At 62.4% G+C, this 20,088-nt stretch carries 16 protein-coding genes; 7 read left to right on the top strand and 9 right to left on the bottom strand.

Features of this window, described 5'->3' with window-relative positions; all coding sequences use genetic code 11:
* Positions 1-7: 7 nt before the first annotated feature.
* Positions 8-2,176, bottom strand: coding sequence for a TonB-dependent receptor (locus H5V43_RS17460; RefSeq protein WP_193666865.1), 2,169 nt, complete (start codon positions 2,174-2,176; stop codon positions 8-10).
* A gap of 107 nt (positions 2,177-2,283) precedes the next feature.
* Entirely contained in the window at positions 2,284-3,141 is an 858-nt protein-coding gene (locus H5V43_RS17455) for a TauD/TfdA dioxygenase family protein (RefSeq protein WP_063872374.1), read from the bottom strand.
* Between the two features lie 341 nt (positions 3,142-3,482).
* Between H5V43_RS17455 and H5V43_RS17450 the strand changes: the two genes are divergently transcribed.
* Entirely contained in the window at positions 3,483-3,986 is a 504-nt protein-coding gene (locus H5V43_RS17450) for a flavin reductase family protein (protein WP_025546766.1), read from the top strand.
* Positions 3,987-4,112: 126 nt separating this feature from the next.
* Here the strand turns inward: H5V43_RS17450 and H5V43_RS17445 are convergent, their stop codons facing one another.
* Genes H5V43_RS17445 through H5V43_RS17435 form a run of 3 tightly spaced genes read right to left on the bottom strand, consistent with a single transcriptional unit; the run spans position 4,113 to position 7,930 of the window.
* Entirely contained in the window at positions 4,113-5,567 is a 1,455-nt protein-coding gene (locus tag H5V43_RS17445; RefSeq protein ID WP_025546765.1) for an NAD-dependent succinate-semialdehyde dehydrogenase, read from the bottom strand.
* 57 nt (positions 5,568-5,624) lie between these two features.
* The gene (locus H5V43_RS17440; RefSeq protein WP_193666864.1) at positions 5,625-6,746 is read right to left on the bottom strand and encodes a CaiB/BaiF CoA transferase family protein; all 1,122 of its coding nucleotides are present in this window, start codon (positions 6,744-6,746) and stop codon (positions 5,625-5,627) included.
* Positions 6,746-7,930: an acyl-CoA dehydrogenase gene (locus H5V43_RS17435; RefSeq protein WP_025546761.1), complete on the bottom strand. Its 1,185-nt coding sequence runs from the start codon at positions 7,928-7,930 to the stop codon at positions 6,746-6,748. The genes H5V43_RS17440 and H5V43_RS17435 overlap by 1 nt, the downstream gene beginning before the upstream one ends.
* Before the next feature lie 102 nt (positions 7,931-8,032).
* Between H5V43_RS17435 and H5V43_RS17430 the strand changes: the two genes are divergently transcribed.
* Positions 8,033-8,917 carry a LysR substrate-binding domain-containing protein gene (locus H5V43_RS17430; protein ID WP_025546759.1) on the top strand — a complete coding sequence of 295 codons (885 nt, stop codon included), beginning with the start codon at positions 8,033-8,035 and terminating at the stop codon, positions 8,915-8,917.
* A gap of 2 nt (positions 8,918-8,919) precedes the next feature.
* Here H5V43_RS17430 and H5V43_RS17425 read toward each other — a convergent pair whose 3' ends face one another.
* The 3 genes from H5V43_RS17425 to H5V43_RS17415 form a co-directional block, all read right to left on the bottom strand.
* Positions 8,920-10,470 carry an acetolactate synthase large subunit gene (locus tag H5V43_RS17425; RefSeq protein ID WP_025546757.1) on the bottom strand — a complete coding sequence of 517 codons (1,551 nt, stop codon included), beginning with the start codon at positions 10,468-10,470 and terminating at the stop codon, positions 8,920-8,922.
* Complete coding sequence (locus H5V43_RS17420) at positions 10,467-11,915, bottom strand: MFS transporter (protein ID WP_025546755.1); 1,449 nt, start codon at positions 11,913-11,915, stop codon at positions 10,467-10,469. The genes H5V43_RS17425 and H5V43_RS17420 overlap by 4 nt, the downstream gene beginning before the upstream one ends.
* 111 nt (positions 11,916-12,026) lie before the next feature.
* On the bottom strand, positions 12,027-12,854 hold the full coding sequence (locus H5V43_RS17415) for an NAD(P)-dependent oxidoreductase (protein WP_025546753.1): 828 nt from the start codon (positions 12,852-12,854) through the stop codon (positions 12,027-12,029).
* A 229-nt stretch (positions 12,855-13,083) separates the two neighbouring features.
* Between H5V43_RS17415 and H5V43_RS17410 the strand changes: the two genes are divergently transcribed.
* The 5 genes from H5V43_RS17410 (at position 13,084) to H5V43_RS17390 (ending at position 17,717) form a co-directional block, all read left to right on the top strand.
* A complete protein-coding gene (locus H5V43_RS17410) occupies positions 13,084-13,782 on the top strand; it encodes an isochorismatase family protein (protein ID WP_157846828.1) in 699 nt (232 codons plus the stop codon).
* Positions 13,779-14,654, top strand: coding sequence for a polysaccharide deacetylase family protein (locus H5V43_RS17405; protein WP_025546751.1), 876 nt, complete (start codon positions 13,779-13,781; stop codon positions 14,652-14,654). Before H5V43_RS17410 ends, H5V43_RS17405 begins: the two co-directional genes overlap by 4 nt.
* Before the next feature lie 21 nt (positions 14,655-14,675).
* Positions 14,676-15,467, top strand: coding sequence for an SDR family NAD(P)-dependent oxidoreductase (locus tag H5V43_RS17400; RefSeq protein WP_140043213.1), 792 nt, complete (start codon positions 14,676-14,678; stop codon positions 15,465-15,467).
* 2 nt (positions 15,468-15,469) lie between these two features.
* Positions 15,470-16,600, top strand: a complete 1,131-nt coding sequence (locus tag H5V43_RS17395) for an LLM class flavin-dependent oxidoreductase (protein ID WP_193666863.1) — start codon at positions 15,470-15,472, stop codon at positions 16,598-16,600.
* 199 nt (positions 16,601-16,799) lie between these two features.
* Positions 16,800-17,717, top strand: a complete 918-nt coding sequence (locus tag H5V43_RS17390; RefSeq protein WP_025546747.1) for a LysR substrate-binding domain-containing protein — start codon at positions 16,800-16,802, stop codon at positions 17,715-17,717.
* Between the two features lie 57 nt (positions 17,718-17,774).
* Here H5V43_RS17390 and H5V43_RS17385 read toward each other — a convergent pair whose 3' ends face one another.
* Positions 17,775-20,033: a TonB-dependent receptor gene (locus H5V43_RS17385; RefSeq protein ID WP_193666862.1), complete on the bottom strand. Its 2,259-nt coding sequence runs from the start codon at positions 20,031-20,033 to the stop codon at positions 17,775-17,777.
* Between the last annotated feature and the right edge of the window lie 55 nt (positions 20,034-20,088).

Here is a 20,088-nt window from a genome sequence, read left to right as displayed (position 1 = left end):
CGGGAGGTCAAAATGCGACGCGAACCGATCCGCCGATCGTGCGCGGCGGGTTGGTGTAGTCGGCGATGTAGGACAGCCCGCTCAGCGTTGCGATCTGGCTGGCGACCGCTTCGTTCAGGATGTTGTTCGCAAACAAGCGCAGCGTCACGCCCTTGTCCCGGGTCTGCCACGCCATCGAGGCATTGATGAAGTGGTAGCTGGGCTGACGCAGAAAATTGTTCGCCTCGCCGTAAAAGCCGCTGTTGAAGCTGTCGTTCGCGTTGAAGGCCAATTCGTGGTCCCCCAGCGGGATCGTGTAGGTCACCCCCACCACATATGTGAAGTGAGGCGCATAGGGGATATCGTTGCCCGCAGCCGACGCATTGATCGTCGGTCCGGGCTCTCCGCCGGGCTGAGGATAAGCGAATTCGGCATTCGGGAATGACAGAAACTTGGCGTGCAGCCAGTTGGCGCTGGCATTCAGACGCAGGCGATCGCTGACGCGCGCCTCGAAATCGGCGTCGATGCCATAAAGTTCGGCCTTCGGCCCGTTGACGACTTCCGTCGAGCCGCCAGGAAACAACACGACCTGGATGTTCGAATAGTCGTAATAGAAGGCCGAGATGTTGAGCCGTACGCGTCGATCGGCCAACTCGCTCTTGATCCCTACCTCAAAGGCATCGAGCCGCTCCGGATCGAAGCCCGCGCCGACCGGGTTGTGGAGGTTGAAGCCGCCGCTTTTCACGCCGCGATTGTAGGACGCGTAGCCGGTGACCCGCTCGGCCAGATCCTGGTCGATCGACAGCCGCCAGGTCGGCTTTCCGAACTTGAGATCGCCGCTACCAGGAATGGTCGTCGCTGGCGCGCCGGGGAAGCGCACGATGAGGTCGCCCGCGTAACTCTTTTTCTCCCAAGTGTAGCGGACACCGCCGGTCAGGCGCGTGTGCGGCGCAATCGAATAGGTCGCCTGGGCGAAAACCGCTTCGGAATCGGTTGTCTGGCGGCCGGGGAATTCCTGCACGAGACCGCCCAGGGACGGCAGCGGGAACGCTGCGCCGAAGGTCGAGACTTGATGTTGCGTAGCGCGGTTATGGTAGTAGAAACCACCGATCGTCCAAACCAGCGGCCCGCCGCCGGTCGAGGACAACTGCAGTTCCTGGGTGAACTGGCGCGAGGTTTCGGGAACGTAGACGTCCAGTACTTTCGCTGCCGTGGGGACGGGGGTGAAGTTGAACGAGTGATAGGCGTCGCGATACGCGCTGAGGCTGGTCAGTTTCGCCGTGCCGAGCTGATGTTCGAGCCGCAGCGAGGCGCCGCCGCCGTGATAGTGGTTATCCGCGTCGACCGAGCTGGCGGTGTCCCACGCCCTCCGCGGCTGTAGAACGGGACTTGTCGTATTTGTCCCCGGGAATGGCCGGAAGACGGTCGCTTCCGAGCCGCCCCGCCCGCTGTAATCGCCGCTAAGCAACAGGGTCGTGTCCGGGCCGAGATCGATCTTCAGCTTGCCCCGCACCGTATAGGCATGACCGAGCCGGTAGGTGTCATTCCCGGTCACGACATTCGTCCCGTAACCCTCGTCCTGTTGAGCGTAGGCGGCCGAAAGGCTGACCGCAGCGTTTTCGCCCAGGCCACCGGTAACGAACAGGTTGGACCGGCTCGTCAGATAATTGTCGAGGCTGGTCTGGATCAGACCTTGATAGCCCTGTTCCGGCTCACGCGTAGTGACCTGCAGCACACCGCCTGTGGCATTGCGGCCGAACAGGGTGCCTTGCGGCCCCTTAAGCACTGCGACCTGCGTTGCATCGGAAAGATCCATCGACACATCGGCGCCAAACGCCAGGTAAACCCCGTCGACATATGTCGCGACCGGGCTTTCAAATCCCGCCGAGGTGAAGGTCGTGCCGATCCCGTGCACGCGTGGGGTTATCGCGCCAGCCACGTTGAGCACCTGAAGTCCAGGTAGAGCGGTTGGCAGATCCTGAGTCGTGCGAATCCCGGTCGCCTGGAGCCGTTCTTCCGAGATCGCGGAGATCGAGATCGGCACTTTCTGCAAGTTCTCCGAACGTTTTTGCGCTGTCACGACGATGTCCTCGAGCCCGCCGTCTCGTGCTTCGGGCTGAGCAGTCTGCGCATTTGCCGGGCTGCCAACAAGCGCGACGAACGCGCTCGACGCAAGTATCGCGTGACGAATTTTCATGTACCCTCCCTCTCCGGAACGTTTTCCGCATATTCCGCCGGCCTTTGGCTGTCCGGAACCGCTCGTCTTCAGCAGTGTGATGTCCAAGCCCTGCGCGGGCAGGCGGTTCAGATAACCGCTTCACCCGGAAGCGTAACCCGGCGCAGGCGGCGGCGCTGACCGGGATCGAAATCGGTGCGCGCGTGCAACACGCAGCGATTGTCCCAGATCAGCATGTCACCCGGCTGCCACTTGTGATCGTAGATGAACTGGGGCTGTTCCTGATGGTCGAACAGCGTGGTGAGCAGAGCTTCGCTTTCGTCGGGGCCCATGCCTTCGATCCGTGCGGTCATCAGCCGATTGACGAACAGCGCCTTGCGTCCGGTGACCGGGTGAGTGCGCACCACCGGATGAGTATGACTGGGCACGCCCTCGCGCGGCTGTCCGCGCTGCGTGGGGTTGGCGGCATAGTCGTAAATATTCACCGCCTTGAGGTCGGCGATGCGCGCCTTCATCTCGTCGGACAGCGTTTCATAAGCGCGGTAAGCGTTGGCGAAACGCGTGTCGCCGCCCATCGTCGGCACTTCGATCGCATACAGCATCGTACCCTTCGACGGCATTTCCTGGTGGCACTGATCCGAGTGGAACTGCATCTCCCCGTCGGGCAGGATTCCGACGGGCGCGCTCTTGTCGACGACGTTCGTCACGTAGACGACGCCTTCGTTGTCGCCTTCAAATACCTTGTTGTGACCGCCGGACAGCGATCCCCTGCCGAAGCGGCGACCGAAGCTTGCCTGCTCGTCCTCGCCGAGCTGCTGGTTGCGCAGCAACACGACCTGATACTCGTGCCAGATGTCCCGCACCCGATCGACTTCCGCATCGCTGGCGGTGTTGGCGTCGATGCCAATCACCTCCGCACCCAGGGCCGACGAAAGCGGCCGAACTTGCACGTCAGTCGAGCTGGTAACGCCGTCGCGAGCTGTCATGATCGAAAACTCCTCATCCCAAATACCGTTTTTGAATCGATCCGTCCTAATGCGCTCGATACATTTATGAGGGTATGCTCACAAAACGCGCTGTCAACCCTGATGAGTTTTGGGTTCAAGAAAAAGAGTGCCGCCCTTTGACGCGGGTAAAACCCTCCCGCCGCTGCATGACGGAGAGTCGCGCAATGCCGGAGGGCTACGGCTTGGCGCTTGGAGATAGACTTTCAGCCGATAGTGTGCGCGGAAGACCAATTCGCGTTTAGCGGCCAGTCGGCATTTGTCTTGGCGCCGGGAGCAGGCACAGGTTAGGGATCGCGGGTTGCATCAGAGAAGCCACGAGAATGACGACTGCCAACGAGAGGGTCTCCCCGCTGGATCAACGATCCTTTCGCGATGTCCTGGGTCACTATCCAACAGGCGTCTGCGCGCTGACGGCGATCGACGATGCCGGCTCGCCCATCGTAATGGTTGTCGGATCCTTCACATCCGTTTCGCTCGATCCGCCGCTTGTCGGGTTCCTGCCGGCCAAAAGCTCTACAAGCTGGCCGCGGATCGAGCAGGCTCGTGAGTTCTGTGTGAATATCCTTGGGGCAGACCAGGAAGACGTCTGCCGCCAGCTTTCGAGCCGCGATCCCGATGTGTACGCGCGCATTCCGGGCGGTGCGAGCCTGCACGGTCTACCCACGATAGCAGGCGCGATCGCGTGGATGGATTGCCGCGTCCATGCGGTTCACGACGCAGGCGACCACGTGATGGTCCTGGCCGACGTTCTCGATCTGGGCGTCGCGCGCACCGATGTGGAACCGCTGGTGTTCTTTCGCGGAGCCTACCGCGCGCTGGCATGAAATCGCCGCGGATACGCTGCATTGAACTTACGACGCCCGCGACCTCGGCGCTGCGCCGGCCCGATACCAGCCCGATGACGGAACAGGTGTTTTTCCGGCTTTACGAAACCCTAGAGCCGGCGACGCTCAAAGGTCCGACTTGACCGATGTCATCTTAGTGTTGAGATATGCGTGGATAGCTTCCTGCCCACCTTCCGAACCGTACCCCGAATCCTTGATCCCACCGAAAGGGTATTCGGGCAGCCCCAGATTGATGTGGTTCATGGTGATCATCCCTGCCTCGATCCCATTGAGGAGCCGCTGGGTCCGTGCCGCCGAGGTAGTGAAGGCGTAGGCCGCAAGACCGAACGGCAACCGATTCGCTTCATTTACCGCATCGGCTTCGGTTGAAAAGCGCATCATGAGCGCAACCGGCCCAAAGGGTTCTTCATTGCAGATGCGCATTTCGGGGGTCACGTCCGTCAGCACCGTCGGTTCGAAGAAATAGCCATGATTGCCGATCCGTCGCCCGCCCGTGGCCAGCGATGCGCCCTTGTCGAGAGCATCCGCGATCAGTTCCTCCAGCGCGCCGATCCGGCGCTTGTTTGCGAGCGGCCCCATCGTCGTTGCCGGATCGAGACCGTCACCGACCTTGAGGTTTATCGAATGCCGGACGAAATTGTCGACAAAGGCGTCATGGACCATATCCTGGACCAGAAATCGGGTCGGAGAGATGCATACCTGCCCGGCATTGCGGAACTTCGATGCCGCAAGCGCCGCCGCTGCCTGGTCTGCCGGATAGTCATTAAACACCAGTGCGGGGGCATGCCCACCCAGTTCCATCGTCGCCGGCTTCATATGGGAACCCGCCAGTGCCGCCAGGTGCTTGCCGACAGCGGTCGAACCGGTGAAGGTGACCTTGCGGATCACCGGATGGGCGATCAAATATTGCGAGATTTCGGCTGGATCGCCGTAAACCAGGCCAATCACGCCCGCCGGCACGCCGGCATCAACGAATGCTCTGATCAGCTCGGCTGGCGAAGCCGGGGTCTCCTCGGGGGCCTTCACGATGATGGAGCAGCCCGCCGCGAGCGCCGCCGACAGCTTCCGGACGATCTGGTTGATCGGGAAATTCCACGGCGTGAATGCCGCGACCGGGCCGATCGGTTCCTTGATAGCCAGCACGCGGACATCGTCGGACCGGGCCGGGATGACCCATCCGCCGGCGCGGCGACCTTCCTCCGCGAACCATTCGATCGTGTCGGCCGCGCCAATCACCTCGACTTCCGCTTGGGCAATGGGCTTGCCCTGTTCGAGCGTCATGAGCACCGCGATATCGCGGGCGCGTTCGCGCAGGAGTCGCGCCGCCTCGCGCATGATGCGTGCACGATCGTATGCGCTGGTCTTGCGCCAGACCGCGAACCCTTCGGCAGCCGCGCTCACCGCCTCGGCCAGGTCTTCTTCGCCCGCACGGGCAAGACGCCCGATCTCCGTATCGGTTGCAGGGTTCAGCACCGGAAGATCCGCACCCGAACGCGCGGCGCGCCATTCGCCTCCGATCAGCAGCTGCGTGTCGCGATAAGCGGTCGCTTGGGTGGTCATGATCTACACCTGTCCTTCAAAAATCCGGGTTAAGCTTTGCCGTGGGCCTCAGGGCATTCACACCACATGCTCGCCCAATCGGGGCGCGCGCCTTGGCCGGGCAAGCGGAGATCGCGAAAACCGGATCGGCAAACGCACACCCGCAACCGTCTCGCCGCCGTTGTCCGAAAGCGCCAATTCCATCCCGCGATAGCGCACCTGCGGATCGGCGAAAGCCTGTGCGACGGTGTTGATCGGGCCAGCCGGAACGCCAGCGGCGTCAAGCCGGCCAAGCAGTTCGTCGCGCGCCCACCGCTTTGTCCGTTCGGACACCACCGCGCTTACCCGTTCGCGGTCGGCGATACGGCCGGCGTTGCTCGCCCAGCCGGGCTCAACGTCCAGCTGCACGATGCCGCAGAACCGACGGAACTGTTCGTCGTTGCCGACGGCCAGGATCATCCACCCGTCGCTGGTCGGAAAGGCTTCGTACGGGACAATATTGGGATGCGCATTGCCCAGACGTCGGGGAGCGATGCCCGAGGTGAGGAAGTTCATGGCCTGATTGGCGAGCGTCCCCACCATTACGTCCAGCAAGGCCATGTCGATGTGCTGCCCCAGACCGCTGCGTTCCCGCTCGGCCAGCGCTGCCTGGATCGCGATCACCGCATAAAGCCCGGTCAGAATGTCGGCATAGGCGACGCCGATCTTCTGCGGCGGTCCCCCGGGCTCTCCGGTCAGGTCCATGATGCCGCTGAGGCCCTGAACCACGAAATCGTAACCGGCCCGCTCCGCATAAGGGCCGTCCTGCCCGAAACCCGTGATCGAACAGGTGATCACACGCGGATTGATGGCCGCGAGGCTGGCATGTTCCAGCCCGTAGCGCGCCAGAGTGCCGACCTTGAAATTCTCGATGACCACATCCGCATCGCGTACCAGATCGCGCACCTCGTCGCGGCCAGCCGGCGTCGAGAAATCTATCACGCGCGAAGATTTGCCGCGATTGGCGGAATGGAAATAGGCCGCGTCGCCGCCGTCCGCGACGAAGGGTGGCCCCCAGCGCCGGGTGTCGTCTCCGGCGGGACTTTCGATCTTCACAACCTCGGCCCCGAGGTCGGCCAGAACCTGTCCCGCCCACGGACCGGCGAGGATGCGCGCCAGCTCGATCACGCGCAATCCGGCGAGAGGCGGCTGCGGGTCCATCAGAAAGCCGGAATGCCGGTGATCGCGCGGCCCAGGATCAGGGCATGCACGTCATGAGTCCCTTCGTAGGTGTTCACCGTTTCCAGGTTCACCATGTGGCGCATGACCGGAAATTCTCCAGAAATGCCGTTGCCGCCGTGCATGTCACGCGCGGCGCGCGCGATATCGAGCGCCTTGCCGCAATTGTTGCGCTTGACCAGGCTGATGAGTTCGGGTGCGAAACTGCCGTCGTCAAGCATGCGGCCCACCCGCAGCGACGCCTGCAGCCCCAGACCGATTTCGGTCACCATGTCGGCCAGCTTCTTCTGATAGAGCTGGGTTGCTGCCAGCGGTCGGCCAAACTGGCGCCGGTCCAGTCCGTACTGCCGGGCCGCCGCGTAACACGCCTCGGCCGCCCCCATCGTGCCCCAACTGATACCGTAGCGTGCGCGGTTGAGGCAGCCGAACGGCCCCTTCAGCCCCTCGATGTTGGGAAGCAGAGCGTCGTCGGGAACGACGACATCGTCCATCACCACCATTCCCGTGATCGAGGCGCGCAGGCTGATCTTGCCGTTGATCTTCGGCGTCGAAAGACCCTCCATGCCACGTTCCAGGATGAAACCGCGAATCGCGCCACCGTGCGCATCAGACTTGGCCCAAATCACGAAAACGTCGGCGATGGGCGCGTTGCTGATCCAGGTCTTGGTGCCGCTGATCCGATATCCGCCCTCGACCTTGACGGCACGCGTACCCATCCCGCCAGGATCGGACCCAGCGTCAGGTTCGGTCAGGCCGAAGCACCCGATCAATTCCCCCCGCGCAAGGCCGGGCAGGAACCGTTCGCGCTGCGCATCGGACCCGTATTCGTGGATCGGAAACATCACTAGGCTCGACTGGACCGACATCATCGAACGATAGCCGGAATCGACTCGCTCGATTTCCCGGGCGACGAGCCCGTACGCGACATAGGACGCATTGGCGCAGCCGAAACGTTCCGGAAGCGTGATGCCGAGCAGTCCTTGCTCGCCCATCTCGCGGAATATCGCCGGATCGGTTTCTTCCTTGTCGAAAGCTGCGATAATCCTCGGGCTAAGTCGATCTTGCGCGAAAGCGCGCGCCGCATCTGCGATCATCCGTTCGTCGGAGGTAAGCTGCGAACCCAACCCCAGCGCATCCTCCCAATCGAATGTCGTTATGCGTGCCATGCTCATGATCCTTGTAAAACGTGCCTCTACCTTGCGCAGCATTTTGATGCGGTTAAACGTATAACTGCGACCTTTTGATCTCTCTTCGGAATGTAACTGTCGATGCTGGATCCCGATTCGCTTGCCGCTTTTATCGCTATCCACGACGAAGGCGGATTCCTCGCCGCCGCGAACCGGCTTGCCGTTGCTCAGTCGGTGGTCAGCAAGCGGCTGCTGCGGCTGGAGGACCAGCTTGGCGTCAGGCTGTTCGATCGTGATCGGCGCCGCCGTGTCGTTCTCACACATGAAGGAGAAGAACTGCTGCCGGCGGCTCGGGCGACATTAGTTCAACTTTCCGCCTTTGAACGACAGGGGCGGAACATCGGGAATGGACAGGCCGGAGAATTGCGGATCAGCTATGTCTTTTCCGCGATCATGACCGGAGTGCTCCCCCGCCTGTTGCGAACGTTGGCTGCGGCTCGCCCCGGAATCCGCCTCCTCCCCGTTCCGTTGGAGACGCCTGAACAGCTGGCCGAGATCGCGCGCGGCAGCGTCGATGTGGCGATCGTCAGGCCGCGTGCCGCATACCCGCACGGAGCTGATGCCTGCATCGTTCATCGCGAGGGCGTACTGGTCGCGCTTCCGGTCGGACATCAATTGGCCGCCGCTTCGGTGCTGACATGCGCGGACTTGGTCGACGCGACCTTCATCGTACCGCAGTTCGCCGACGAGACCGGCCACGGAGGCATCCCGCGACAGATCGCCCAATCGACCGGGCGTTCGGTGCCGGCGATCATAGCAACGCCGGATTTCATCAGCGCCGCAGGGTTGGTGGCGGCCGGAATGGGAGTGGCGGTCGTGCCCCGTTCGCTCCAGGCGCTGTCTCTGCCGGATATGGTATTCCGGCCGATCGCCGACCTTGACGCAGAACTCGAACTTGTAGCTCTGACGCGCACGAGCCTGCCCCCCCGACTGAGGCACGAACTGAACAAGATCCTCCGCGCCTGAGGTCACACCGATATATCGGCTTCGATCAGAAACGGTCCCGGGCGCGCGATCGCTGTTCGCAGGATGTCGGCAAAGCGCTCGGTTGTGTCGACCCGGACGCCTTCAACCCCCATCCCCTGCGCGAGGGACACCCAATTGAGCGCGGGATCATCGATATCCAGCATTCGCCGCGCATTGCGGCCGATCGCCCCGACCCCGACCTGTCGCATCTCGTTGTGGAGCACGGCGTAGGTCCGATTGGCCAGGATGACCGTCACGACATCCAGTTGCTCGCGCGCCTGGGTCCACAAGCCCTGGCAGGTGTACATGCCGCTGCCATCGGCCTGCAGACAGATCACCTTGCGATCCGGGCACGCCACCGCCGCGCCGATGGACAAAGGTATTCCCATCCCGATCGCCCCGCCCGTCAATGACAGCAGATCGTGCGCCGCGCCGCCCGCCGCGAATTGCGCGAACTCCGCCGCCTGTGTTACCGATTCGCGTGCAATGATGGCGTTGTCGGGCAGAAGCAGCGCGGTGATCGCTGCGACGGCCGAACCGGTCAACTGACCGGCAGCAGGCATAGGCGGCAATGCGGGCGCTGCCAGCAAGTCGCATTTCCGCCCGTCGAAACAATCGGCGAGCGCCCGAATGGCCTGCCCGGGATCCTCGCCTCGCGCGGTAAGTTCGATGGTTCGGCATCCGGGCGGCGCAAGTCGCCCCGGCTTTCCCGGGTAGGCAAAGAATGCGACGGGATCGGTCGCTCCGATGCACACGATCAGATCGAACTGGGCCAGCGCGGTTACCGCAGCGTCGACCGGATAGGGCATCGTTTCGATGGCCAGGCGCCCGCCTCCGCGCTCGATCCGGGCGCTGCCGTACTCGGCAAGGAGACGCACGGGACAGGCTCGGGACAACGCCGCGGCCGCCGCCATCGCGTCAGTCCGCAACGCCGTTCCGCCGAGAAGGACGAGCGGGTTCCGGCTCGCACGCATCGCCCTTGCCGCCTCGTCGATCGCATCGGATGCAACGCGTGCCCGCGCTGGTGCCAAGGAAGGAGGTACGGTCGACGTTGGGGGCACTTCGCCCCACGCCGCGTCGGCGGGCATGATCAAGGTCGCGACCCCTGGGGCAGCAGCAGCACGGCAAGCCTGATCGACCATCATCCGCACCGTCTCCGCGCTACCGGCACGGCCCACCCAATGCGACATCGGGCGTGCCAGACTTTCGATATCGCTTGTCAACGGGGCATCATAAGGCAGGTGATAACTTGCATGGTCGCCGACGATGTTGACCACGGGCGTCCTCGCACGGCGCGCGTTGTGAAGGTTGGCCAATCCGTTCGCCAGCCCCGGCCCGCAGTGTAAAAGGGTCGCGGCAGGCCGGTCGGCCATCCGCCCGTATCCATCGGCGGCCCCCGTCACTACCCCTTCGAACAGGCCGAGGACGCAGCGGACTTGCGGTCTCCGATCCAGCGCAGCCACGAGATGCATTTCGGACGTGCCGGGATTGGCGAACCAGGTGTCCACGCCGTTCCCAAGGAGCGCGTCGCAGGCGAGATCGGCGCCATTCATGCGACCGCTCCCACCGACACGCGCTGTTCGCGCGATCGCAGCAACATCCCGCAGATTAGCGTGCCCGACGCCACGATCAACAGCACCGACGCCGTCAGCAGATAGGCGGTAAAGCTTGGAAACGGACCAGCGCCGGTCAACGGATCGTGAACCGTGGACGTAGCGAGCAGCGAAATGACGGTCTGCGATCCAACTGCCTGGGCCACTGACCTGTTGACCTGAAGAAGTCCGGTCGCCCCGCTCGTCTTGGAAGCCGGCACTTCGGCGACCACGACATTGGGCGCCGATGCGAACAGCGCGACCGATCCCATGCCCTGCAGCAGGAACTGGATGAACAAGCCTGCCGGCCCCAGTCCCAAGATGGACGGGAAGATCATACCAACCGCGCCCAACAGGATGATGCCGGCCCATATCAGGATCTTCTTGCTGCCGACCCGAACGCAGACCTTGGCCAGCCAAGGCGCGAAGAAGACTCCCGCGAGCATTCCCGGAAGCGTCACGAGGCCGGTCAGCGTACCACTGAGGTCGAGTCCCACCCCAGTCCGCGACGATTGCTGCATCAGGAGGAACGACATCTGGCTCTGTTGCGGCCCCATCGCGTAGGCGCACATCGCCAGCGTCGCGAGCGCGACGTTACGATTGCCCAGCAGGCGCAGGTCGATCAGCGGATTTTCGGTGCGCAATTCATGCCGGATCCATACCATCAGCAGACCGATCCCGCCGACCAACAGCCAGAGGCTGGGCGAAGAGAGACCCAGCCCGTAGCGATTGAGGAAGGTGATCCCGATCAGGATCATGAACAGCGGCGGAATGAACAGCGCCCCGCCTTTCAGATCGAGCGGGCCGGTGCGCGGCTGCGGCTGCGAACGCGGCAAGACGATTGCACATAGGATAAGGCCGACCAGCGCCATAGTTGCGCTGGTGATGAAGATGGCATTCCAGGGGAAGTGGTCGATCAACACCCCGCCCACGATCACGCCCGCCGCGGCAGCGACCGTGACACTCGCCGCGAGAATCCCGACGCCGAACGGCACGCGATCTTCCGGCAAGCTTTCGCGCATCAGGCCGTAACACAACGGCAGGATAGCCCCGGCGAAACCTTGCAGCGTGCGGCCCGCCAGCACCGCGAGCAAGGTATGCGACAGCGCACTGACGACCGAACCGACGAAGGCCAGTGCCAGCACGATCATGAGCACGCGCTTACGCCCGTAGATATCGCCGAGACGCCCACAGATCGCGGCCGAACCCGATCCGACGAGAAGGTATACCGTGATCAACCAGCCCACGCCCACTGGATCGCCGAAGATCGTGATGAACGTCTTCATGCCGGAATAAATCATCGTCAGCTCGAAAGCGGAGGTGAATTCCGCAGTCAGCAGGGTGGTCAGGATCGCCCATGTCGGCATGGCGCGCCGCGCGGGTTTAGCGACCTCGGATTGGGACATCAACGCACTCCCTGCTCAATCCGGACCAGACTGGTTCCGGGTAAGAACGACTAGGTGAATTGATGTCCGAATCTTGTCAAGTTTATTGACATAAACTTTGCTGATATATGTTCAGGTGCGATCATCTCGCCCAGAACGCGAAACACGTTGCCAGTTCGCCCGGGCAGGTTCTCGCGCGGTTTCCAGCACCGACCGGATGGCCAGCACGGCATCGTGCCGCACGCCGTCGGGGAAAAGCGATATCGCCAGGTCGAGATCCTTTTTGCTGCAAGCGTTGATCGCGCGATAATCTTCGGGCGTTTCCGACCAGGCGCGGTACGCCTCTCGCATTCCGTCGCCCCCCCGGCGCGACAGGAAATTTCGGCCCGATCCGAGGTCGAGCGCCGGAAGCAGGCGATCGAGTTCAAGGCCATGCTCGATAGCAAGGCGATAGGCTTCGGCGGCGACGTACTGATTGCTGATGGCGATGATGTTATTGACCACTTTGGTCATTTGCCCCGCGCCCGTCTTGCCGCAATGGACGATTGCGCTTCCCACCGCAGCGAATACCGGTTGCAGGGCATCGAAATCATCCTTGGCCGCTCCGACAAGGACGGTCAGTTCGGCCCTCCGCGCCGCCATCACGGCGCCACTGATCGGCGCATCGACGACATGCGTGCCGCAGTCGGCGAACTGCCTTTCGATCGCCGCGATTTCGGCGGGCGCGGTCGTGCTCATGATGACGAGATAGCGCGGCGGCGCGGCAGCGGCGCGCAGCGCCCGGGCGACACCGTGCATCTGCTCGTCCGTGCCCACGATCACCAGCGCGGCATCGACTGATTGCATGTCCGCCAGTGCGACGCATGTCGCGATGCCCATCGCATCGAACCGCTGTCGTACCGCAGGATCGGGATCGGACACGGTCAGGGCAAAACCTGCCCGGTGGATATGCTCGGCCATGGGTCCACCCATCGTACCAGCTCCGATCACTGCGACAGTTCTTATCATCTCAACTTCCCGTTATGCGACTTCACCACTGGTCGGGGAATGCGCGGTTTTCGCTATCGACGATATATCGACAAAAATACGAAAATATGTCAATTAAATTGACTTTATGGATGAGCTGTGGCTTGTCGCCGCGCGAGTGAGACCGGCTTTGGCGAAGCGGGTCCCTGGGAAGAGGGACGGCATGACTGATATGTTCGAAAACCATTGCTGGCAGGATATCATCCCGCCGGAAATAATAGAGCTTTATCGACCGTATCGCCGCGATCTTTATATCGGCCCTCGCCCTGCCCTGCTGGCGATTGACCTGTACGCGATAGCCTATCGCGGCGGCCCGCGCCCGATGGTGGAGCTGGCCGCGACCTATCCCGATTCGTGCGGCATCCATGCCTGGGACGCCATCGAACCGACGAAGGCGGTGTTCGCCGCAGCGCGCAAGGCGGGCATTCCGCTGTTTCATACGACAACAGATGCCCGCCCCGAGGCCAAGCCGACGCGCATCCGGGCAACCAACCGCCCGATCGCAGACCGTGACGTCGACCTGTTTGAATTTCACCCCGATTTCGCGCCTCTCGAAGGCGAAGTGGTGATCGCAAAGCAACGCGCCAGCGCGTTCTTCGGAACGCCGCTGTCAAGCCACCTCGTCCAGTTGGGCATCGATACGGTGATTGTGCTGGGCGAAAGCACGTCGGGCTGCGTGCGCGCCTCCACTGTCGACGGGTTTTCCCATGGCTTTCACATGGTGATGGCGGAAGAATGCTGCTTCGATCGCAGCGATATCTCGCACAAGATCAACCTGTTCGACCTCCATCACAAATATGCCGATGTGATGCACAGCGATGAAGTTGTCGCCGAACTGTCGCGCCGGGAGGCCGGATTGTGAGGCCGGCGCGTTACGGACCCTTCCCCTATTCGCCGATCGTCGACCGGCCCAAGCGTCGCTGGCGCAACGGGGCGCGGCTGGCGTTGTGGGTCGTGCCGAATATCGAGTTTTTCGCGCTCGACGAGCAAGTGCCCAAGGAAGCCGGCGGCGGCGGGCCCACGCCCGACGTGATGCAATGGGCGATGCGCGATTACGGTAATCGCGTCGGTGTATTCCGCCTGATGCAAGTGCTCGACGACCATAAGGTGCGCGGCACAGTCGCGCTCAACAGCGAGATCTGCGACGAGCACCCTCGTATCGTTGACAGTTGCCTGGAACGCGACTGGGAACTGATGGGACACAACGAAAGCAATTCGCGCCGCCTCAACCGATTCTCCGAGAGCGAACAGGCTGCCATAATCAAGCGTTCGCTCGATACGATCGTGCGGCATACCGGCAAGCCGGTGGACGGCTGGCTCAGCGCGGGGTTGACCGAAAGCTGGCACACGCTCGATCAGCTGTGCGATCACGGCGTGCGTTACGTCGCCGACTGGGTCAACGACGACCAGCCCTATCCGATCCGGTTGGACGATAGGCGCGAGATCATCTCAGTCCCCTATGCAGGCAACATCAACGACAAGGTCGCGTTCGACCTGCATCACTTCACGGCCGACCAGTTCGGCGACGCGATCCGCGCGCAGTTCGACGTGCTGTGGCGCGAAGGCGCGGACCGTGCGCGGGTGATGTGCATCGCGCTGCATCCGTATCTGATCGGCGCGCCTTACCGCATCGACGCGCTGGACAAGGCGCTGCGTCATATTCTTGCCCATGACGAGGTGTGGTGCGCCACCGGAAGTGAGATTGCCGCAGCAACCTATGATCTGTGGGACTGACGTGATGAGGGAGATATTGCCATGACCAAGCCCGGATCGGACATGCATGGGCGGGTCGCCGACAAGGTGGCGATCGTGACCGGAGCGGGTCGGGGTATCGGCCGCGCCGCGCTCGACCGGCTCGCGGCAGAGGGAGCCAACGTCGTCGGGATTGACATCAATCAGGACGATCTCGACCGCGCCCAGGCCGACCTGGATGCGGCCGGGCTGGCGGCTGCGATGTACTGCGGCGACGCAACCGAGGAAAGCCACGCGGCACGTCTGGTGGAATTCGCCAACGAACGGTTCGGGCCGGTCGACATCCTGGTCAACAACATCGGCACGACCCGCGCAGGCCGCATCTGGGAAATGGCCGTTGACGACTGGGATTACATCATCCGCACGAATTTGCGTTCGGCGTTCCTGTGTACCCGCGCAGTCGCGCCGCAGATGATCGCGCGCCGGTCGGGCCGGATCGTCAACCTGTCATCGGGCGCCCGTCACGGCGCGCCGTGGCAGGCGCACTACACCGGGCACACCGCCTATGCGACGACCAAGGCAGGCATCCAAGGCTTCACCCGCAACGTGGCGCTCGAACTATCCGAATTCGACATCACAGTGAATGCGGTCGCGCCCGGCCCGATCAAGACCGAATCGACCGTTGCCGCGCATGCCCGCTGGCACGACCCCGATTTCGTGCACAGCCCGCTCAAGCTGGTCCCGCTCGGGCGCGCAGGCACGGTTGAGGAGATTGCCAGCGCAATCCTGTTCCTCGCCTCTGACGAGGCCAGCTACATAACCGGGGCGATGCTCGACGTGACGGGAGGACGATGACAATGAATTCAGCCCCCGGCAATCCGCCCCGCACCGTGCGCAAGCCGCGCGTGGCCGATGGTTCGATGCGCTTCGGCATCTTCTGGCCCTATCATCGCAGCCCGGTTCCTTCGCAGTTGCTGCTCCAGCGCAATCCTTCCGCGCTCGATCTCGATGCGCACATCGCCCTCGCCAGATCGGTCGAAGCCGCAGGAGTCGACTTCGCGCTGATCGCCGATGGCTATGCCAGGGGTTCGGACGCTGCGTCAGAAGTCGAGTTTCAGGATCCGCGCACGCACGCAGTGCTGTGGCCGCTGCCCATTTTCATGAACACGCGGACTCTCGGGGTGATCTCGACGATACACACCAGTTACGTTCACCCGACCCAGACCGCGCGGTTTTCCGGCTATCTCGATTATCTCAGCGGAGGCCGATGGGGCTGGAATATCGTCAACGGCTTCCGCGACGAGGAAGCCGGCTTGTTCGGCGTCAAGCAGAAGATCGTCGGCGAAACCTTTTACGATTTCGCCGATGAATATCTGGGTGTGGTCGAACAGCTGTGGAAGGGCGAACGCTTCGCGCACCACGGACAATGGTTCGACGTCGAGGGCGTGTTGTCCGGCCCCCATCCGGGCGGGCGTCCGCTGCTGGTCAGCGCATCTGTTTCCCCGCGCGGGCAGCGCTTCGCGGCAACGCACTGCGATTACCTGTTCACGGTGGTTATCGGAGAGGACAGCTGGCCCAAGCTGCGCGCCGACCTCGCCGCCCACGCCGATGAAGCGGGACGCGAACGGCCGCCGGAGGTGATCGTCATCGGCGATCTGCTGGTCCGTGAAAAGCCGGGCGAGGCACGCGCGGAATACGATCTTATCATGTCGACCCGCCATGAGGCCGCTCAGAAGATTTGGTCTGCTGCGAAGTCGAAGATCCACCGCGGCAACGAGAAGCAGGCCGAACCGCTCGAACTGGTGGGCACGACGCGCGAGGTCGCCGATACGATCCTGCGCCTGCGGGAACGAGTCGGATTGAGCGGTGTAATGTTCCGCATGCCGCTGTGGCACGCCAGCGAGGGCGAACGAATCGGGCCGGTGCTCGACATCCTCGAACGCGAAGGCGTCTGGACCCGGCCCGAGCACCGCGGCTTTTCCTGGTAGCCCGGACTGGCCGGCAAAGCAGGCCCTGAAGCAAAAGGACTTGCAAGCCGAAGCCGCTTGCTATGATCGGCATTAATTCGAACATTTAAGTTCGCTGAACCTCGTCTTAGTCTCCCTTCGCGCGGGAATGGCGCGCCGTTCGGCGACAGATTGAACGGGACTTGCATCTGAAGGATGCGCAGGAGAAGGTTCGTTAGTCATGGCATCTCGCTTGCCGTCGCTCAATGCGCTCAGGAATTTCGAAGCCGCGGCACGGCACCGCAGCCTCACCCTCGCGGCGAACGAGTTGGGCGTGACCCACGGGGCAATCAGCCGTCAGATCTCCAACCTGGAGGCAACCTTGGGCGTGCAACTGTTTGTGCGCGGCAGACGGCCTCTCGAACTGACGGCGCGCGCGGCGACCTTTCTTGTTTCCATCCAGCGTGGCTTCGAGATCATAAAGGGTGCCAGTAACGATCTTCTGGCCAATACCATGCAGGGTCCGCTGCGGATCAATGCGCTGCCTGCGATGATGTCGCGATGGCTTCTACCGCGGCTCCACAGTTATCCCGATCTCGATATCGCATTCAGCATGGCCACCATCGTGGAACCGGTGATGTCCGATGTCGGCGAGGTCGACCTTTTCATTCAGGCCGGTCCCAGCATCGCTCCCCGAACACGATCTTACAAGTTGCTCGACTACGAAATCGTTCCATTCTGCCAGCCCGAAACCGTGAACGGCATGCCGCCCCCGCGAAGTGTGGATGAATTCCGTCACTATGCCTTGCTGCACTTCCTGTCCGCGCACCCGGTGAGCCGACCTTTCAGCCACGACCTTTGGGCCCAATGGGCCGAGGCCGCTGGGCTGGTGATCGACAACCAGGTCATGGACTATTTTCCGACATTTGATCTGGTTTACGAAGCCGTTCTGCAGGGGAAAGGCATCGGTATTGGCGCCAGTCTCTATATCGAAGACGACCTGGCGCATGGCCGCGTCATCACGCCGGTCGACATTCGGGCCCGTTCTTCACTGGCTTATTACCTCGTCATTCCCGAGGCCAAGATCAATTTGCCGAAAGTGAAGCGGTTCAAGGAATGGGTGCTAGATCAAAGCGGGAATTCCCTGACCATTATTTGATCGTATGGAAGTGCGCCGCGTCGGGAATTAATAGCCTGACGCGGCGCAAAGGATGCCTCAATAGTGATATCCGACCGACACACCGTATGTACGCGGAGCCATTCCGTACGAGGCCGGGTATCCGATCCCGCCTGAGCTGCTGACCAGCGTGATGACGTGCGCGTCGGCGAGGTTCTTGCCCCATACCGATACGTCGAACCTTTTGTCCGGCGTCGTGTATTTGGCTTGGGCATTGACAATCGTGTACGCCTTCTGCCGCAGGAAGTTGTCGGCTTCGAAATAATAATCGCCGTTGTAGTTGGCGGTGACATTGAAGTCGTAGTCGCCTGAACTGGTGCCGACATGGTAATCAGCGCCCAGATTGGCGCTCAGCTTCTGCGACAGTGGCAGCCGGTTGCCCCTGGCGTTCTTGAGCGTTCCGTCGGGCAGAATCACGGGGCCGACCGATGTCACCTTTCCGGTGAAGTCGCCGCTGTTGTTAAACGGCGCGCCGGGATAGTTGGAAAACTTCGCGTCGAGGATTTCGAAACCGCCGCTGATCCGCAGGGCCGATGTCAAGCGCGCCTCGAAGTCGACATCGAGACCGTTGATCTTGGCCTTCGCAGCGTTGCTGACCAGCTGCGACAGGACAGGGGGCGGCGAGAACTGGGTCACCTGGATGTTCGAATAGTCGTAGTGGAAGGCGGCAATATTGAGGCGGAGGCGGCGATCGAACAGGCGCGTCTTCAGCCCTACTTCGTAGGCCGTCAGCGTTTCCGGCAGATAGCCTTTCGCGGTGGGGCTGACGATGTTGAAACCGCCGCTCTTGAACCCCGTGTTGAACGAGGCGTAGGCGGAAACATCGTCGGTGATTTCCTGATTTAGCGCGGCGCGGTACGTCACCTTTGATGCATCCAGCGGGGCCTGACGCGCGATCGTCGGCGGGGCAGTCGTGACCGGCTGAAGTGTCCGCACCGAACCGGTCAGGGTGCGCTTTTCGACCGTGTAGCGAGCGCCCAGCGTCAGCGTGGTGCCGGGCGTGATCTTCCAGTCCCCCTGCAGGAACGGAGCGAGGCTTTCCGTGACTTCGCGGCCTGAGGTGAGCGACTGGCTCACCAAGACGGCGGCACTCGTCGCCGGATAGGGGAAGTAGCGCGCACGGTCGACGTTGTTGGTCGCGGACGAATACCAGAAATAGTATACGCCGCCAGCGAGCGTGACGGGGCCGTTGCCCTGGGTCACGAACTGCAGTTCCTGCGTAAAATCTTCCGTCTTTTGATCGGGACCGTCATTGCGCGACAGCGAAGGGGCGACGCCCGATGGATCGAAGAAATAGGAGCCGACGCCCTTACGCCAAGATGAGATCGACGTCAGCTTGATGACACCGAAATTCCGTTCGGCCGTCAGGCTGATCCCTCCGCCGTGAAAGCCCAGTGTGGAATCGAAGCTTGACGCGGTGTCGTAAACCGATGTGTGGACCGGCAGCGTCACCAGCGATCCGTCGGGATAACGCTTACCGACGTAGTTGAACGTCGTCCCCGGATAGGCCTGATAGGCGTTCGCATGCTGGAAACGATCGGTGTAATCGCCGATCAGCGTTATGTCGGTGTCGCCATCGGGTTGCCACAGCAGCTTGGCGCGGCCGCCCACCTGATGGTCGAGCTTGCCCGTGTCGTTTCCGGTGACGATGTTACGGCCCCAACCCTTGCCCTGATGGGTGTAGGCGCCCGACAGGCTGAATGCCACCGTGTTGCTGAGCGGTCCTGTCAGGTAGACATCGCCGTGTACTGTCTCGTAATTGGCATAGCTCAGGTTGACGTCACCGCCCCAGGTCCGCCCGGGCGCGCGGGTGGTGATCTGGATCACTCCCGCCGTGGAATTGCGGCCGAACAATGTGCCCTGCGGCCCCTTGAGCACCGCGATCTGCTCAATATCGTTGAACTCCCGAACGCCTTCTTTCTGTTGCGGGTAGTAAACCCCGTCGATGAACAACGCGACTGGGTTTTCGACAACGCTCGAAGCGGTGCCGACGCCGCGAATGTACGGTTGGAACGAACCCACGGTCGTGCGGATGTTCAGACCCGGCGCCAGGGTGTTGAGGTTGCTTGAATCGGTTATGCCCGATGCCTTGAGCTGTTCGCCGGTGGCGGCCAGGATCGCGATCGGAACCTGCTGGATATTCTGGGCACGCTTCTGCGCGGTAACGGTGATCTCGCCCAGCCCCGCGTCGTCCGGCGCACTATCGGTCCTCGCAGTGTCGGCTTGCGCGAGAGCCGGAGCAGCACTCAACAGGCCGCCGATCAGTCCGGCGGTCGAAAGAAAACGATTCTTGCTCACGATACACCCCCAATAGTTGGTTTAACTTATGGTCGATGAGTTACAGATGACGTTG

It is taken from the genome of Sphingobium fuliginis, from assembly GCF_015074805.1.
Classification (GTDB): Bacteria; Pseudomonadota; Alphaproteobacteria; order Sphingomonadales; family Sphingomonadaceae; genus Sphingobium; species Sphingobium fuliginis.
This window is presented reverse-complemented; position numbering and strand designations above follow the sequence as displayed.

Coding starts and splice junctions, on each gene's coding strand:
- H5V43_RS17415 (WP_025546753.1), bottom strand. CDS start 12,854: ATGGCCGAGCATATCCACCGGGCAGGTTTTGCCCTGACCGTGTCCGAT.
- H5V43_RS17440 (WP_193666864.1), bottom strand. CDS start 6,746: ATGGACCCGCAGCCGCCTCTCGCCGGATTGCGCGTGATCGAGCTGGCG.
- H5V43_RS17400 (WP_140043213.1), top strand. CDS start 14,676: ATGACCAAGCCCGGATCGGACATGCATGGGCGGGTCGCCGACAAGGTG.
- H5V43_RS17455 (WP_063872374.1), bottom strand. CDS start 3,141: ATGACAGCTCGCGACGGCGTTACCAGCTCGACTGACGTGCAAGTTCGG.
- H5V43_RS17445 (WP_025546765.1), bottom strand. CDS start 5,567: ATGACCACCCAAGCGACCGCTTATCGCGACACGCAGCTGCTGATCGGA.
- H5V43_RS17395 (WP_193666863.1), top strand. CDS start 15,470: ATGAATTCAGCCCCCGGCAATCCGCCCCGCACCGTGCGCAAGCCGCGC.
- H5V43_RS17420 (WP_025546755.1), bottom strand. CDS start 11,915: ATGTCCCAATCCGAGGTCGCTAAACCCGCGCGGCGCGCCATGCCGACA.
- H5V43_RS17425 (WP_025546757.1), bottom strand. CDS start 10,470: ATGAATGGCGCCGATCTCGCCTGCGACGCGCTCCTTGGGAACGGCGTG.
- H5V43_RS17430 (WP_025546759.1), top strand. CDS start 8,033: ATGCTGGATCCCGATTCGCTTGCCGCTTTTATCGCTATCCACGACGAA.
- H5V43_RS17460 (WP_193666865.1), bottom strand. CDS start 2,176: ATGAAAATTCGTCACGCGATACTTGCGTCGAGCGCGTTCGTCGCGCTT.
- H5V43_RS17450 (WP_025546766.1), top strand. CDS start 3,483: ATGACGACTGCCAACGAGAGGGTCTCCCCGCTGGATCAACGATCCTTT.
- H5V43_RS17390 (WP_025546747.1), top strand. CDS start 16,800: ATGGCATCTCGCTTGCCGTCGCTCAATGCGCTCAGGAATTTCGAAGCC.
- H5V43_RS17410 (WP_157846828.1), top strand. CDS start 13,084: ATGACTGATATGTTCGAAAACCATTGCTGGCAGGATATCATCCCGCCG.
- H5V43_RS17435 (WP_025546761.1), bottom strand. CDS start 7,930: ATGGCACGCATAACGACATTCGATTGGGAGGATGCGCTGGGGTTGGGT.